Origin of the sequence: Sphingomonas sp. So64.6b (assembly GCF_014171475.1) — a bacterium.
GTDB classification, from domain to species: domain Bacteria; phylum Pseudomonadota; class Alphaproteobacteria; order Sphingomonadales; family Sphingomonadaceae; genus Sphingomonas; species Sphingomonas alpina_A.
The window spans coordinates 32,470-46,582 of sequence record NZ_CP048817.1 but is presented as its reverse complement, the minus strand read 5'-3'; the positions used below and the strand labels follow the sequence as shown (position 1 = coordinate 46,582).

16 protein-coding genes and 1 tRNA gene are annotated in these 14,113 nt (G+C 60.3%); 11 read left to right on the top strand and 6 right to left on the bottom strand.

Annotation, left to right across the window (positions count from 1 at the left end):
• Together G4G27_RS00260 and G4G27_RS00255 are read left to right on the top strand one after the other, a co-directional pair.
• Nucleotides 1-1,299, top strand: coding sequence for an HlyD family efflux transporter periplasmic adaptor subunit (locus tag G4G27_RS00260; protein ID WP_183111077.1), 1,299 nt, complete (start codon nucleotides 1-3; stop codon nucleotides 1,297-1,299).
• Nucleotides 1,300-1,671: 372 nt separating this feature from the next.
• Nucleotides 1,672-1,748 (top strand) — tRNA-Arg (locus G4G27_RS00255).
• Nucleotides 1,749-1,801: 53 nt separating this feature from the next.
• Here the strand turns inward: G4G27_RS00255 and G4G27_RS00250 are convergent.
• Nucleotides 1,802-2,656, bottom strand: coding sequence for an alpha/beta hydrolase (locus G4G27_RS00250; protein WP_202049639.1), 855 nt, complete (start codon nucleotides 2,654-2,656; stop codon nucleotides 1,802-1,804).
• Between the two features lie 283 nt (nucleotides 2,657-2,939).
• On the opposite strand from G4G27_RS00250, the gene G4G27_RS00245 reads away from it, so the two are divergent.
• The 4 genes from G4G27_RS00245 to G4G27_RS00230 all read left to right on the top strand — a co-directional run bounded on the left by G4G27_RS00245 (nucleotide 2,940) and on the right by G4G27_RS00230 (nucleotide 5,506).
• The gene (locus tag G4G27_RS00245) at nucleotides 2,940-3,671 is read left to right on the top strand and encodes a TetR/AcrR family transcriptional regulator (RefSeq protein ID WP_183111076.1); all 732 of its coding nucleotides are present in this window, start codon (nucleotides 2,940-2,942) and stop codon (nucleotides 3,669-3,671) included.
• A 76-nt stretch (nucleotides 3,672-3,747) separates the two neighbouring features.
• A complete protein-coding gene (locus G4G27_RS00240) occupies nucleotides 3,748-4,134 on the top strand; it encodes a GyrI-like domain-containing protein (RefSeq protein ID WP_202049638.1) in 387 nt (128 codons plus the stop codon).
• Nucleotides 4,135-4,260: 126 nt separating this feature from the next.
• Nucleotides 4,261-5,034, top strand: a complete 774-nt coding sequence (locus G4G27_RS00235; protein WP_183111075.1) for an alpha/beta hydrolase — start codon at nucleotides 4,261-4,263, stop codon at nucleotides 5,032-5,034.
• Between the two features lie 22 nt (nucleotides 5,035-5,056).
• Nucleotides 5,057-5,506 (top strand): ATP-binding protein, encoded by a 450-nt coding sequence (locus G4G27_RS00230; RefSeq protein WP_183113522.1) that lies wholly within the window; start codon nucleotides 5,057-5,059, stop codon nucleotides 5,504-5,506.
• Between the two features lie 189 nt (nucleotides 5,507-5,695).
• Here G4G27_RS00230 and G4G27_RS00225 read toward each other — a convergent pair whose 3' ends face one another.
• Nucleotides 5,696-6,586: an alpha/beta hydrolase gene (locus tag G4G27_RS00225; protein ID WP_183111074.1), complete on the bottom strand. Its 891-nt coding sequence runs from the start codon at nucleotides 6,584-6,586 to the stop codon at nucleotides 5,696-5,698.
• Between the two features lie 37 nt (nucleotides 6,587-6,623).
• On the opposite strand from G4G27_RS00225, the gene G4G27_RS00220 reads away from it, so the two are divergent.
• Entirely contained in the window at nucleotides 6,624-7,175 is a 552-nt protein-coding gene (locus G4G27_RS00220) for a helix-turn-helix domain-containing protein (protein ID WP_183111073.1), read from the top strand.
• Nucleotides 7,176-7,540: 365 nt separating this feature from the next.
• Here G4G27_RS00220 and G4G27_RS00215 read toward each other — a convergent pair whose 3' ends face one another.
• From G4G27_RS00215 to G4G27_RS00200, 4 genes are all read right to left on the bottom strand, one after another.
• On the bottom strand, nucleotides 7,541-8,152 hold the full coding sequence (locus tag G4G27_RS00215) for an enoyl-CoA hydratase-related protein (RefSeq protein WP_267134680.1): 612 nt from the start codon (nucleotides 8,150-8,152) through the stop codon (nucleotides 7,541-7,543).
• Complete coding sequence (locus G4G27_RS00210; RefSeq protein ID WP_183111071.1) at nucleotides 8,149-9,267, bottom strand: IS5 family transposase; 1,119 nt, start codon at nucleotides 9,265-9,267, stop codon at nucleotides 8,149-8,151. The genes G4G27_RS00215 and G4G27_RS00210 overlap by 4 nt, the downstream gene beginning before the upstream one ends.
• A 33-nt stretch (nucleotides 9,268-9,300) precedes the next feature.
• Complete coding sequence (locus G4G27_RS00205; protein ID WP_183111070.1) at nucleotides 9,301-9,663, bottom strand: enoyl-CoA hydratase/isomerase family protein; 363 nt, start codon at nucleotides 9,661-9,663, stop codon at nucleotides 9,301-9,303.
• Between the two features lie 485 nt (nucleotides 9,664-10,148).
• Nucleotides 10,149-11,249: an FAD-dependent monooxygenase gene (locus G4G27_RS00200; protein WP_183111069.1), complete on the bottom strand. Its 1,101-nt coding sequence runs from the start codon at nucleotides 11,247-11,249 to the stop codon at nucleotides 10,149-10,151.
• 141 nt (nucleotides 11,250-11,390) lie between these two features.
• Here G4G27_RS00200 and G4G27_RS00195 point away from each other — a divergent pair, with 141 nt between their 5' ends.
• The 4 genes from G4G27_RS00195 (at nucleotide 11,391) to G4G27_RS00180 (ending at nucleotide 14,040) form a co-directional block, all read left to right on the top strand.
• Nucleotides 11,391-11,960, top strand: coding sequence for a TetR/AcrR family transcriptional regulator (locus tag G4G27_RS00195; RefSeq protein ID WP_183111068.1), 570 nt, complete (start codon nucleotides 11,391-11,393; stop codon nucleotides 11,958-11,960).
• A 91-nt stretch (nucleotides 11,961-12,051) separates the two neighbouring features.
• Nucleotides 12,052-12,345: a hypothetical protein gene (locus G4G27_RS00190; protein ID WP_202049637.1), complete on the top strand. Its 294-nt coding sequence runs from the start codon at nucleotides 12,052-12,054 to the stop codon at nucleotides 12,343-12,345.
• 406 nt (nucleotides 12,346-12,751) lie between these two features.
• On the top strand, nucleotides 12,752-13,570 hold the full coding sequence (locus G4G27_RS00185) for a class I SAM-dependent methyltransferase (RefSeq protein ID WP_210275212.1): 819 nt from the start codon (nucleotides 12,752-12,754) through the stop codon (nucleotides 13,568-13,570).
• Nucleotides 13,571-13,683: 113 nt separating this feature from the next.
• Nucleotides 13,684-14,040: a hypothetical protein gene (locus G4G27_RS00180; protein ID WP_183111064.1), complete on the top strand. Its 357-nt coding sequence runs from the start codon at nucleotides 13,684-13,686 to the stop codon at nucleotides 14,038-14,040.
• The last annotated feature ends 73 nt before the right edge of the window (nucleotides 14,041-14,113 follow it).

The window sequence follows — 14,113 nt, the reverse complement described above, 5'->3', positions numbered from 1 at the left end:
ATGCCGAAGACGCACCATGGCAGGATTGCCGCGGCGCTCGCGCTCCTGTGTGGCGTGCTGGCGATCTGGTGGTGGTGGCCGGGCGCGAAGACGGCGTCCGCGACGGCGATGATCGAGAAAAGCCTGGTGGTGAAACGCGAACCGTTCAATTCGACGATCAATGTGATGGGCACGATCGCCCCCGGTAACGGCCTGGATATTACCGCGCCGTTCGATGGTACGATCAAGTCGATCCGTTTCGCCTATGGCGATCTGGTCAATCAGGGCCAGACGCTGGCCGAGCTCGATCTTTCCGGCCTGGAACAGAGCCGTAACGAAGCGGAAAGCGCCTATTTGAAGGCAGCGCAAGCGTCCAACGACATGACGTCCTGGACCAGCGGTCCCGAGGTGTCCCGCGCCCGGCGCGCCGCGACGTCGGCGATGTACGAGCTCAGCGACACCGAAAACAAGATGCGCGAGACCAAGGCGTTGCTCGACCGCGGTCTGGTCCCGCGATCCGAATATGACGGCATGATCCAACAACAGCGATCCCAGAAGACTTCACTTGTCGCCGCGCAGGAGGATCTGGAAATAGCATTGCGCCGCGGCCAGGGACCAAACCGACGGCTGGCCGAACTCGACCTGAAAAATGCGCAGCTGCGCCTTGCGAAACTGGTGGCGCAATTCGACGGCGCAATCCTGCGCGCGCCGGAAGACGGCATCATCGTGCGCCCGCCGGTCGACGCCGGCAGCGCCGGCGCCGCCACCGAAGCGCTGCATGTCGGATCGCGGCTGTCCAAGGGGCAATTGATCGGCACGATCGCCCGGGCCGGTGGACTCGGCGTGACCTTTCGACTCGACGAAGCCGATATCAACCGGATCAGGACCGGTATGCCGGTGATGGTGACCGGCCCCGGTTTCGGCGAGCTCTCGCTAAGCGGGCAGATTTCCAGCGTGGCCGGAGAAGCCGGCAAGGATTCGGCGTCCGGTACCGGGAAAGCGAGCTTCACCGCGACGGCTCGGCTCAATGCGCTGACCCCGGAACAGGCGGCGCGAGTCAAAATCGGGATGACGGCGATGGTCATCGTGATCGCGTACAGCAACCCGAACGCAATCGTCGTTCCCCCCGAAGCGGTACAGGGCGCCGCGCCGGCCGCGACGGTCAATGTGCGGGATCCCAAAACGGGGAAACCGGCCCCGAGAATGGTTCGGCTCGGCCTTGTCTCGCCAACCGGCGCCGAAATTCTCGCAGGGTTGAAGCCCGGCGATGAAGTGATGTGGTCGGTGGCGCCACCGCCCGTGATTCCCCCGACACCCTGATCCAGACGATCAATGAATCGAAACGGCTGGCGCAGCGCGACGCGCTTTGCTAGTCGCGTCCACACTCCAGGCACCCGTAGCTCAGCTGGATAGAGCGCTGCCCTCCGAAGGCTGGCGTCAAGGGGGTACGGGTCGGATGCGTGTTGGAAAGAGTGATTAAAAACAGGAAGTTAGAGGCCTTACTATTCTCGTCCGGGATGTCGGAATTCTCCACGTAAGCACCGCGTAAGCAGCTTGTCTCTGGAGAACGGCGGGAAATGGATAGGAACGGCGCGCTTAGGCGGGTGCAGTTCAGTCCGATGGTGAGGTAGGTTGAAGACGGCCGAATCCGTTGACCTTCAGAGGTCGGTCGGGCTAGGCCAACATAGAGCTGCACCCGTAGCTCAGCTGGATAGAGTGACGGCCTCCGAAGCCGTAGGTCACAGGTTCGAATCCTGTCGGGTGCGCCAAAACCAATCAGAACAAGGCTGCGAGCGGTCGAGCGGCGGCTGTGGGCAGCAAGTCAGACTCTCGGCGGGCTAGCGAAGAACCGCCGCAGCTCGCTGGCGACTAACCTTGGCTTGCCGACATTGTCGGACGCCATGTGGCCGATGCCCTTGAGCTCGACCCGCTCCGCCTGCGGCAACTCGTGCTGCAACGCGTCGAGCGCCTTCGACAGATAGGGATTGGAATTGTCGCCGCCCATGAGCAGGACCGGCATGCGGATGGCGCCGAAGCGCTGAATCTGCCCGGCCGTGGCGGCGACAAGTTGTAGATCGTAGTGGACGGTGGGCACCAGCTCGCGGATGGCTGCCGCCTCCTCGCCGTCGCCGCGCAGCGCCATGCCCATCATCGGGGTCAGCAGCAGCCGGGGCAGGTCGGTGAACCAGTCGCGTCGGTCGCCCGTCCCCTTCATCACCGTGACCATGGCGGCCGGCAAATTGCCGGCGGCAAGCTCGCGCTCGTAGCGCGGCACAAAGTCCAACGATGACCGCGTGCCGACCAGCACCGGCGGTTCGTAGAGCGCAATTCTATCGAGCGCCTGCGGCCGGCGCAGCGCCGTCCACAGCGTGGCGATGGCGCCCGAGCTCAGCGCGAATACGTCACGTGCGCCCGTTTGCGCCAGCACCGCCGACAGGTCGTCGACCTCGGTGTCGCTTCCGTAGTCCGGCCCCGGAGGGCCGCTGAGGCCACGCCCGCGCCGGTCAGGCAAATGCAGTGTGAAGCGATCGGCCAGCAGCTCCCCCAGCTGGGTGAAGTTGCGGCTGCTCTGCATGCCGCCTGCCAGCAGCACGAGACCGGGGCCAGCGCCGACCTGCCGGTAGCCGATGATCGTGCCATCGCGCGAGACAGCGTGATCCATGGTCCAGTCGATCATGGCGTTTCTCCAAGCTCACCGCCGATCCGGCGAAGGACATAGGTGGTGGACGCGGGACTATCGAGCAGCCCGGCAACCACGTGGCGAAGCGCCCGGCTTGCCGGATCGTTGCGGTCCGGCCTCGCCTCGAGCACAACCACCTTCGCGCCGGCTCCAGAGCCAAGCCGACCGGCCCACCTCCAGCCATTGCCACGTCAAATTCGTCCATTCAAAAACCTTGATACGGTGTTCGCAGTATCATATATATAGAACTGCGCACATTGTACGCAATAGGAGAAATGCATTGGCCGAAACTGCCGTTCCATCGGTTATCTGGATGCGCCCAACGCGCGGCAGCCGAGGCCCGCAGCCCTCGCGTGACCGCGACGCAATCGCCAGAACGGCCATCGCCATCGCCGACCGCGAGGGCGTGGCAGCCGTCTCGATGCGCCGCATCGCAGCCGAGATCGGCACTGGTACGAGCTCGCTCTATCGCTATTTCGCGCGCAAGGACGATCTGCTGAACCTCATGGTGGATGGTGCACTTGCCGGCGGCGAATTTCCGTCGTCCGGTGATTGGGGAGCAGATATACGCGAAGTCGCGCAGGGATTACGGGCGCGATTCAAAGACCATCCGTGGCTTTGTTCGGCGCTCGCAGGCAAGCCGACCCTCGGGCCTAATAGGATGTTGGCGCTTGAACAATCGCTGTCTCAACTTGAGGTCACAAAACTGAGTCTGAGCGAACGGTTGGTGCTGATCGATACGGTTACGTCGTATGTGCGCGGCTTCGTCGCTTCCGAAGTCGCCGACATTGCCGCCCGCGCCCAGTCCGGCCTCGACGACGAGCAATGGGATTCCGATCAGGCCGAATATGCTGAATCGCTCAGGAGGTCCGGGAATTATCCCCTTTCCGCGGCCTTGTGCGGCGAGCTTGAAAAAACCGAGTCCGAGCACCGTCAGAGCGAAGGCTTTTCCGCAGGCCTGGATATAATTCTCGATGGCATCCAAGTCCGACTAAATCTTCGTGGGCACTGAGGTCTCAAGGTGCCTACTGAGCTTCGAGATTTCAGATGGGCGCTCATACCTGGATATGCGGTTAGAATAGACTTGCTTGACCATCCAGCGGTTCATCCCGTGGCGCGCGGCCACTGGCCTGCACCCCAAGACAAGTCCGACCTTCAATGTCTGGCGTTCCGAGCGGCGTCCTGCGTCACCTGCCGATTATAGCGTGGACCTTTGTGTCGGGACCGACCAACCTATCGTGGCGAACGGCGAGCAGATCATAGCCGGCGAGATCCCTGGCGGACGCCGCGCGGTGCTGCGCGTCGTCGGCAACACCGACAGTCTGGCGCCCGCCGCGCTCTACCTTTATCGCGACTGGTTTCCGGCCAGCGGCGAGGAAGCACGCGACTCCCCGATTTATTGCCAGCGGCTGGGCTTCTTCCTGGAGGTGCCGGAGCATGAGGCGGTCGCGGAACTGTTTTTGCCGCTGAAATAGCGCCCTGGGACCTAGCATGGTAGGCGGTGCGACACATAGTTATCCGTTCTATCCAACGTGGCGCGCTACGCCGGCAGGCAAGCCACTAATTCGGCTGAAGCTGCAGATCGAAAACAGGAGATTGCTGTGAAACAAATCATGATCCCCGGAACGCAAGGCAACCTCGCGGTGCTAGAAGCCGGACATGGCAGCGATCTGCCCATCGTATTTCTACATGCGGATTCCGGGCGGGCGAGCCAATGGGCAGAAGTACTGGAAGGGATCGGGCAAGATAGAAGAGTGTATGCGCTTGATTCACGGGGCAGTGGGGACAGTTCCCCTGCTATAAATAGTGATTACTCATATGAGGGGCGCGCTGAGGACATTAGCGATCTAGTTGCTACGTTGGAGCTAGAACGGTTCGTCATCGTGGCACATAGCGGAAGTGGAGCCGTAGCGCTCGAATATGCCGCGAAACACGTCGATCAAGTCGCAGGGATATTCCTGCTTGATCCCGCAACTGATCCACGGGCCATTCCGACCGACGTTCGGGCAAGTTTCCTGCAGGCATTGAAAGGACCAGCAAGCCTTGACGCGCAAAAGGCGTTCTTTGCTTCGATTGCCGGCAACAATGCACAGACCAAAGCCAGAGTGCTGGAGGACTGCGCGTCGGTTGATGCAGCAGCACGACTTGGATTTGCGACTGCACTTGCAAATTGGAACCCAGAGTCCGCGCTCGACGCATGGAAGGGCCCAATTTTCTTGTTAGTCAGCGTCCCCAACGACAATCCAAATGCACTACACGTGCTACGACCCACGCTACCACATGCTGTCGTCGCAGGTAGCGGGCATTGGATACAGCTCGACCAGCCTCATAGACTTGAACAAGAAATTCGACGTTTCATGACTTCCATCGAGTAGAGAGCTCGCCGCCGGCGACTGGATCCGATCCCGGCACAATCTCCTGATCACCGGCCCCTGCGGCGTCGGCAAGAGCTGGCTCTCCTGCGCGCTTGGCCACAAGGCCTGCCGGGAAACTTCTCCGTCGCCTATCACTGAGTGCCGCGTCTCTTTGCAGCCCTGGCGCTGTCACGTGGCGACGGGAGGCTACACCAAAATGCTGAGTGCGATCGCCCGCCTCGATCTGCTCATCCTCGACGATTGGCGGCTCGAGCCTCTCGATGCCGAGCAGCGCCGCAGCCTTCTCGAAATCGCCGAGGACCGATACGAGGCGCGCTCGATCATCGTGGCAAGCCAGTTGCCCGTCGATCGCTGGTACGAGCTCATCGGCAATCCAACCATTGCCGACGCAATCCTCGACCGTCTCGTTCACAACGCCTACCGCATCGACTTCAAGGCTGAAGGCGCTGGCTGGCTCACAGAACGACCATGAAAGCCATTACCTCAACCGCACTACGCCATAAGACGCACTCGGTTTGCAGTCGCGGTTAACAGAGCGGGAGCGTATTCGGGTGGCTCGCCTGCCGTCTGATGAATTGGGCCGCATCGCACTGGCTACAAACTACTTTGCAGCTACCGATCTCATCGCAACACTTGCTAGTGGGTGATATTGATCCCCAACCTAGACGCGCGCGGCCAGTTCGCAAACTGCTGCGGCAACGGCGTCCGGTCGGCTCATGGGAATATTCACGTGTGTGGCTCCGGGCAGTATCCGGTGCTCGCCGTGAGGGGCGTTGGCTGCGATAGATTCGAAAAGTTGTTCGCTCGCTGTGATCTGCTGGCGCAACTGATCTTCTGATGCGAACACCTTCTGAGCAGCGTCGATTTCTGTTCCGCTGAGAACGATCAGCGGCACGTCTGGGCGCGCCCCGCCTAAACGCAACTCATCAAAAATGGCAAGCACGTTGGCCCCCTCGTGAAATCCAGTTAGCAGCCGCTCTGGACTCAAATGCTTGTCGATCAAGATTTCGCGCAACGGATGCGGAAATGCGCTGAAGGTTTCGGTGAACGAGTTCCGAAAGTGAGCCAACAGGTCTTCCGTTATCTCAAGAATGCTGTCGTCCGCTCCGGAGTTTGCCTCGATCTTCAAATCGTCAGGCATATAGTCGTTCCAATCCTCATGGATCGGCTCGATTAACAACATGGCGGCGACCTCATCTGGGAAGCGCTGCGCATAGCGCTGCACATAGGCGCCTCCAAGCGAATGCCCGACCAGCACCACGGGTGATTGCACCCCTATCACGCTCAGGAAAGTGCGAAGCTCGTCAGTAACTTCGGTCGTCGATCGCGGTAACGCGATGTCAGCACTCCAACCGGTGCCGGCTCGATCGTAGACGACCGCGGTCGTAAATTTAGCGACCCGCTCGTGGGCGAGAAAGAAGTCCAAGCCGACCCCGCCAGCTCCAGGAACAAACACTACGGGATGTCGTCCGACGCCCGATTTATGCGTCCACAGGCGAATGCCGCTTACTTCGACCAGGTGACCAACAGGAGGGAGTTCGATCGTTCTCATGGTTGAGAATGGTAATCGGTTATGCAAAAGTATGTCAATGGAAATAACCCAACTCTTGCTGCACCCAGTCCGATTGCGCATCCTGCATGCGGTGCTGGACGGTGCGCCTTTTTCGACATCGCAGCTTTGCGAGCGCCTGCCGGACGTATCGACGGCCACCCTATATCGACAGGTTGCTCTTCTGGTTGATGGCGGCTTATTGGAAATGGATAGCGAGAAAAGTGTTAGGGGAGCGGTCGAGAGATTCTACCGACTGCAACCAGCCAAGAACTTCATGGCGCCCGAAGCAATATCCGCGATGACCAAGGATGATCACCGCCGCGGCTTTGCTGCGGCGATCGCCGCACTTGTGGGCGAGTTCAATGCCTACCTCGATCGAGACGACGCGAACCCGTTGGCTGACTCGGTATCCTACCGGCAATTCGCGCTGTGGCTCAGCGACGAGGAGAAGCATGCATTCATAGGGGATGTCGTCTTCGCTATACGTGCGCGGGCCTCGAATGCGCCATCTCCCGCGCGTACCCGACACCTGTTGAGTACAATCTTGTTCCCAACCGAGTCTGGCCAGCAAACCGAAGGCTCAAGCTGAGCGACTGCAGAGCGACTAGCAAATGAATGCCGAAGCGAAGCTGCGCGGTATTCCCGCCATCAAAATCGTTTCCCATCCTCCAGTAATCGCCTTCTATCAGAGGATGGGAGCGACGATCATCGGCAAGATATCCACCCCATGCTCGATCCTGGATACGTAGTCTCGACGGAGCGCGGCTCCGTTACGCTCTCGCTAGATTCCGGTACGCGGCAAGCTATGTCTTTACCTAGGCTGTGAACCCATAAATCTGCCGGGCGGACTGTTTACCCGAGTCCGCTATGCCAATACCGACCGAATTCCGTAGTTCAGCCAACTGACGCGATGTGCCAGGAGGAGATAATTGCAAATGCGGCAACATGCACCGGCTATCCGCCATCGAACTTGGGCAAACGTTTCTCGACAAACGCGGCAATGCCCTCACGTCCATCGCGGCGGCTCATGGCGGTGGTGATCGTGACTCCCTCAAGTTCCGCAGCCTGCTCCAAAGGCGTATCACATCCGGAATAGATGATACGCTTGGCATGCCCGAGCGCCCAAGACGGTCCTCTGGCCAGCTGGGTTGCCAAATCTGCTGTTACTTGGTCCACCTGATCGTCTGCCACGACCCTGTTTACCAAGCCCCATTGCTCTGCTTCCTGTGCAGACAGCACGCGATTGGTCAACGTCAAGTCCAGCATTCGCCGCAAGCCAATATGGCGAGCCAGAAAGTAGCTGGACGTGCCGTCCGGCGTGACGCCTGCGCGCGTGTAGGCCATAGTAAACTTGGCTGATTCACCGCAGACGACGAGATCAAAAGCACTAACCATCGACAATCCCGCACCGCCAGCTGCCCCTCTAACAGGGTGATGAAATACGCCCCCGTTTGACGGGGTGGCTTCTGGATCGGCGGCTTGTGTCGCAGGGCCGGTCGGGTATGTGGCTGGTTTGTGCTGTCCGAACCGAGGGCTTTTGCGCCTTTCCTTGTTTCCCTGGTTCATTCTGCGAGGAGCTTGGGCAATCGGATGAGGTTGTAGGCGGCCACCGCGAAGGTGAAGGCGAAGCGCACCTTCGGGAGCCCTCGGAATTTGGTCTTTCTCTGCCCCGCCGCGGCCTTGACCCAGCCGAAGACCTCCTCGATGCGTTTTCGAACCCGGATGCTGATCGCGTATCCGGGATGGCGTGTCGTGCGCCCGTCGATCGACGATCGCCGCCCCGACGTGTTCTGCGCGACGTGCGGCGTGGCGCCGAGTTCGCGCATGTCTTCGACGAAGTCGCGCGCGTCGAAGCCTCGATCGGCCCCGACCGTCACGCGCCGCGTGCCCGACGCTGAGGTGACGCCCTTGACCATCTCGACCGCCGCCATCCGCTCGGCGTGGCCAGAGACCCGGGTGGCTTCGACATCGACGACGAGGCCGTTGCGGTTCTCCATCAGGACATGACCCATGTAGCAGAGCATCGCGCCGGCGCCGGGGCTCTTGCGATAGAGCATGGCGTCGGGATCGGTGGTCGAGGCGTGCGTCGCGTTCGAGCGCTTTTCACCGTGAAAATCGACCTCGCCGTTGCGGCCGTCGGGCTGCTTGCCGGTGGAACCGACGTCGGCGGGAGGCTCTCGCGAGCCCTCTTCGGCACGGCGACGGAAGCTCTTCATCGAAGCCCAGGCTTCGATCAGCGTGCCATCGACGGAGAAGTGCTCGGTGGAGACCAGACGCTTCACCTTCGGCCGGTCGAGGATGGCGGCGAGGAAGCGCATCGCAACGTCACCATCGAGCAGGCGGTCGCGGTTCTTCGAGAAAGTCGAGGCGTCCCAGACGCGATCGTCGATGCCCAGGCCGACGAACCAGCGGAACGACAGGTCGAAATCCAACCGCTCCACCAGGAGCCGCTCGGATCGCAGCGCGTAGAAGATCTGCAGCAGCATCGCCCGAAGGAGATGCTCGGGCGGGATCGAAGGGCGACCAATCTCGGAATAAAGCTGGCCAAAGTCACCGTCGAGCGCAGCGAGCGCCTCGTTTACAATCGCCCGGATCGTTCGCAGCGGGTGCTTCGCCGGGATCCGGCTCTCCAGGTCCACATAGCTGAACAGCGTCCCCGACTTCTCGGCCGAACCGCGCATCGAACCACTCCGTCATTCCTCAAGACGACGGAATCACGCCAAGCTCCCCCTGGGAAGCGCCTTTTTCATCGCCCTGCTAACCCCCGCTACGAACGGCTTCGGCGTCCGGTTCATCTTATAGATCGCGCCGTGGAAATCGATCAGCATGTCAGACGCCAGCTTTGGCAGATCTTCGCCGGCAGCATGAAAAGCTTTGAGGTCTCCACCTGCGCAAAACACTGGACCTTCTGCTGTGACGGAGACTGCCTTTACCGCGTTGTCGAACTCAACGGCGAGCATCACGGCGCGGAAATCTCGCGAAAAGATCGGGTTGACCGCGTTTGCTTCCTCGGGTCGCGCAAAACGAATATGCGCGACGCCCTCGCGAACGTCATATCTAATTGTTTCAAGTTCCACGATGCTTCCTCGCGTCATACAGCCTACAGATCTAAGCCGCGCATGCAAGTTGGCTCGCCCGTACGGCGCTATAAAGACCGCTTGTGGTCGTTCGCGAACGGGTCGGGTGAAGCGCATGACAATCGGCTGTTTTCGTTTCTCCTCAGCGCCTTGCTTCCACAAGCGGTGCTGCTCGCAGACCGTGGATACGAGGCAGATTGGATCAGGGAGCTTGCCCGCCAGCAAGGAGCATGGGCGAACATTTCGCCGAAATGCAATCGCAAAGACCCCGACCTGCTTTAGCCCGTAACTGTATCATGCGCGCAACTTGATCGAACGGTTCGTCAATAAGATCAAGCAATGTCGGCCCGTTGACCCGACATGACAAACTCACGGCCAACTACCTGACCAGTTACAATCCGCCTGCCGCAGCCAGGGCTGTTGTCGAGAAAGGCCGCCGCATGTTGGCGGACGCGTCGATTTTCTCAATGTATCCAATGCCTTTTCTACAGGCTGATGGCGCATTTGGCGTGGGCCAGAGCCTGATCTTTGTCGGAGGGGGCACCATCGCTAGTAGCGAGCGCCTGGTTCAGAGCAACGAATTCGCGCATGCGCTCGCGGTAGCGGGAGAAGGCCTGGTCGCGGCCCTCCAGATCACGCCCGAGTTCGTCCGCCAGCACATAGGCTCCGACCAAGGCCAGGCTCGTGCCCTGGCCTGAGAACGGAGAGGGACAGTAGGCCGCGTCGCCGACCAAGGCGATCCGCCCCCTGGCCCAGGATTCCTGCTTCACCTGAGCGACCGCTCCGAAATAGAAGTCAGAGGCGGTCCACATCGCTTCGATAAGCCGGGGAACCTCCCAAGTGAAGTGCGCGCACCGCTTGGCCACGAGCTTCTTCTGCGCGTCGAGACTTAAGCGCGCGTCTTCGCATTCATTAAACTCGAAACCCAGCGCAACCCGGACCTCAGTGCTCTGGCGCGCGGTGTAGATCAGGAAGCCGCCCTGGCCTTCGCGATGAGCGATCTGCCAGTTGTTCAACTCCATGAAATTGGGCGTGGTGAACACTGCAAGACCAACACCCAGCGAATGGACTGATCCGGACTCGTCGAACATCAGCCGCCGCACATTGGAGTAGAGACCATCGGCGCCGACGACGAGGTCGAAGGTTTCCATCGGATGGTGTTCAAAGCGGACGTCGACGCCCGCGTCATGTTCGGCCATGGCCTTGATCGTTTCGCCATAGAGCATTCGGACCTGAGGTTGGATTTGATCGAGCAGGATCCCGGCCAGATCGTCCCGCAGGATCTCAATGTCGTCCGTATCGAAGCGGCCGCCGCTGAGCGTTTCCTCCGTGGATCGCCACAGTTCGTTGCCGTTGATGTCCACCACCGACACGCCGTTGAGGGTGGTGCGCCGGGTGCGTGCTGCTTCCAGCAGGTCCATCCTCGACAGGACCGTCACGCCGACGCCACGGACATCGATGGCCTGGCCGCCAGGACGCGGCGCCGGCGCACGCTCGGCGATGGTGACATCGTGGCCGTTGCGACTCAGCCAGTAAGCCAAGGTCGGCCCCGCGATGCTCGCCCCTGATATCAAGACTTTCGCCAATGCCGCCTCCACACCACGCGCCGGCCGCAACCGATCAAATAGGAAACTATGGTATCTTATTGCCGGGAGGTTGTGAAGCCTCTAGCGTAGGGCCACCGGTGGAGTTTGCTGCCTTGCCCTTTCGGCGAAGGAGATCATCTTTTGGCCAGCGCCCGAACTACAGAACCGAGCAGGCGCCGCCGGGGAACGCTGCTGGAGGACGCGATCCTCGCTGCGGCCTGGGCTGAGCTCATCGAGGGGGGGTATGGCGCCCTGCGTATGGAAACGGTCGCCTCACGCGCGAATACCAGTAAGGCCGTGCTGTATCGCCGATGGGCGACGCGCGCGGAACTGGTGCTCGCGTCGCTTCGCCGGCATGCACCAGCGACCCAGGTCACCTCCGATACCGGTGCTCTACGAAGCGATGTCATAGCCATCCTCCAATGGCTTTCTGATCGCTACCGCGAATTCCCGGATGTCGTCCGTGGACTGATGGTGGAATTGCCCGACGCCGAGGGCGAGGTCTCGCAGACGTCGCTGGATTGGATCGAGGCCGCCCTGCAGCGGGCGGCGGAACGGGGGGAGATCGCGACGCGGGCGATCCCACCACGCATTGTCCGGCTGCCGCTCGAACTCGCCCGCTACGAGATGTTCGTCACCCGTCGACCTCTCGAAGGCGAAGACATTGCCGGCATCGTCGATGGTGTATTTTTGCCGCTGCTCCAGCCCTAGCTATGAGGAGGTTGTCCGCTGGCGGCGCTCCCGAGTGATGCCCTTCGCGATGCCGAAGCGCGTTCTTGTGGGAAGCGCTGTGCATAGCCCAGTGGCGCGCTCATTTGCTGCACAACTGCACGCCCAGATCGAGGTGACTGCGGATCCGGTCCTGATGGCGCTCGAGGCCGAGATTTCGGCCTATCCCGTCGACGATCCCGGTGAAGCTAACATCGACGACCTGAGCGGGGTGGCTGTCCCGGTGCGCATCCGGACAAAGACCGGAATCCTGAGCTTCATCAGTACGACGACCGTGCTCGGCACGCCGCGCGACGTGACTTTATCGGAACTCGCGCTTGAGACCTTGCTGCCGACCGACGATGCGACGGTCGAAGCGTTCCGTTAGGGCTCGCCCGCTTACCCATCGAGCCGGTTCTCGATGACGTGGTCGCTCAGCGCTAGACCACCGAACGCTTGGTCGGAATGCCGTGGAGACGGTGATGCTCGATGCCCGCAACTCAGGCTGGGCGATCGAGCGCGTCACGTTCGATCGCCGCTACAATCGGATCCTGGGCAAGCGGCCGTGCGGAGCAAGGCCCAGCGCATGGCGCGCGGTTCGCCGTCTAGAGCGGCCCTCGCCGCGGCGTAGCGCGCAGGCGATCCATGTCGCTAGGCTCCGGTAAGATGAACCCGATGTGATAGGTTTCTCGTTCTAATTCGCCGGAATACTGCCATTGGCCTGGTAGCAATCTTGCAAACGGAGCGCCACTCTGTTACAGAGTATTGCTCTGTCCTGGGGAGGCGAAATGTCCGTGGCCAATCTTGACTATCTGAGGGGTCCTCGCGCGACGTTGCTTGTATCGCTATATGCGCGTGCATTAGAGAGCCAATCCCCTTCGACGATCCTGGCTGACGATACGTCATTTGATATCGCAGGTCGGCTGCAGGCCGATTGGACACGGCTCAAGGTAAGCAGAGGCGTGCAGATCAACGCCGCGATGCGCGCAAGACACATGGATATTTGGACCCACAATTTTGTCGTCCGGTATCCAAACGCAGTCGTGCTGGATTTAGCGAGCGGCCTTGATCCGCGGATCACGCGAGTTGATCCGGCGCCCGGTATCGATTGGTACGACGTCGATTATCCAGACATCATCGCCATCCGGCGACCATTCTTTTCGGAACGCGTAGGGCACCATATGATCGGCGCGGATTTAACGGCGGACGACTGGCTGGATCCGGTTCCGCGAGACAGGCCCACTATAATCATCATGGATGGCGTCCAACCATTCATTTCCGATTCGGACTTTCAAAGTCTGTTTCGGCGATTGACCGGGCACTTCCGTTCGGGCGAAATTGTTCTCTACGTTATTTCCAAGCTTGCAGCCAGATTGTTACCCAGAAATCCGGTGATGCAGTATCTCGGGATAGCGACAGCCTATCCAGGTTTTGACGATCCGCACACACCTGAACGATGGGGTCTCAACCTTCAGCTCGTGGAAGAAATTCCGCTGGTGAAATCTATCTTGAAATCATCACTGCCACTGCGTTTCAGGCTGCTGTTTGCGCTCATTGCATTAAATAGGAAACTCAGTCGAGATAGTGGACGTGTGTTGCGTTACAGTTTTTAACTTGAGGCTGTGAATGAAATCTCATCGATAAACTGCCTATTTGACGCTGCAATCGTTAACACGGCAAGTTTACGAACGCCTGCACAATACGGAATTATGAGAGGATTTGAAGGATGGCGGGCGATGCAGCACAAGATATGAAAACCCGAATTCGGACCGATCTGCGCGCCGCCATGAAGGAGGGGCGCATTAGTGAGGCAAATCTTACCCGAGTGCTTATCGCCGCGATCGACAATGCCGAAGCGCCCCCGCTCCAGGCCGGTGAGACACTGGTGGATCAGGGACAATTCCGCAACGGATCGGCTGAAGTCGAACACCTTTTACTGAATCCGACGCAGATGCGCGCGGTTCTGATGGCGGAAATCCAGGAGCGTGAGCGTGCGGCAGAGGAAATGACCCGCCTCGAACGACCGGATCGGGCCGATGCCTTGCGCGCCGAGGTGTTGCTCGCAAGACGCTACATCGAGTGACGAACTCACGTTCTCTCGAAGAACAGTAGCCGGCGGAACGCAGTTCCCTGACCCTCTGGATTGTTCAGCCAGA

Bases quoted from the DNA above. Each gene is read 5' to 3' on its own strand.
- G4G27_RS00260 (WP_183111077.1), top strand. From the start codon at position 1: ATGCCGAAGACGCACCATGGCAGGATTGCCGCGGCGCTCGCGCTCCTG.
- G4G27_RS00250 (WP_202049639.1), bottom strand. From the start codon at position 2,656: ATGATCGACTGGACCATGGATCACGCTGTCTCGCGCGATGGCACGATC.
- G4G27_RS00225 (WP_183111074.1), bottom strand. From the start codon at position 6,586: ATGAGAACGATCGAACTCCCTCCTGTTGGTCACCTGGTCGAAGTAAGC.
- G4G27_RS00220 (WP_183111073.1), top strand. From the start codon at position 6,624: ATGGAAATAACCCAACTCTTGCTGCACCCAGTCCGATTGCGCATCCTG.
- G4G27_RS00215 (WP_267134680.1), bottom strand. From the start codon at position 8,152: ATGAACCAGGGAAACAAGGAAAGGCGCAAAAGCCCTCGGTTCGGACAG.
- G4G27_RS00210 (WP_183111071.1), bottom strand. From the start codon at position 9,267: ATGCGCGGTTCGGCCGAGAAGTCGGGGACGCTGTTCAGCTATGTGGAC.
- G4G27_RS00180 (WP_183111064.1), top strand. From the start codon at position 13,684: ATGGCGGGCGATGCAGCACAAGATATGAAAACCCGAATTCGGACCGAT.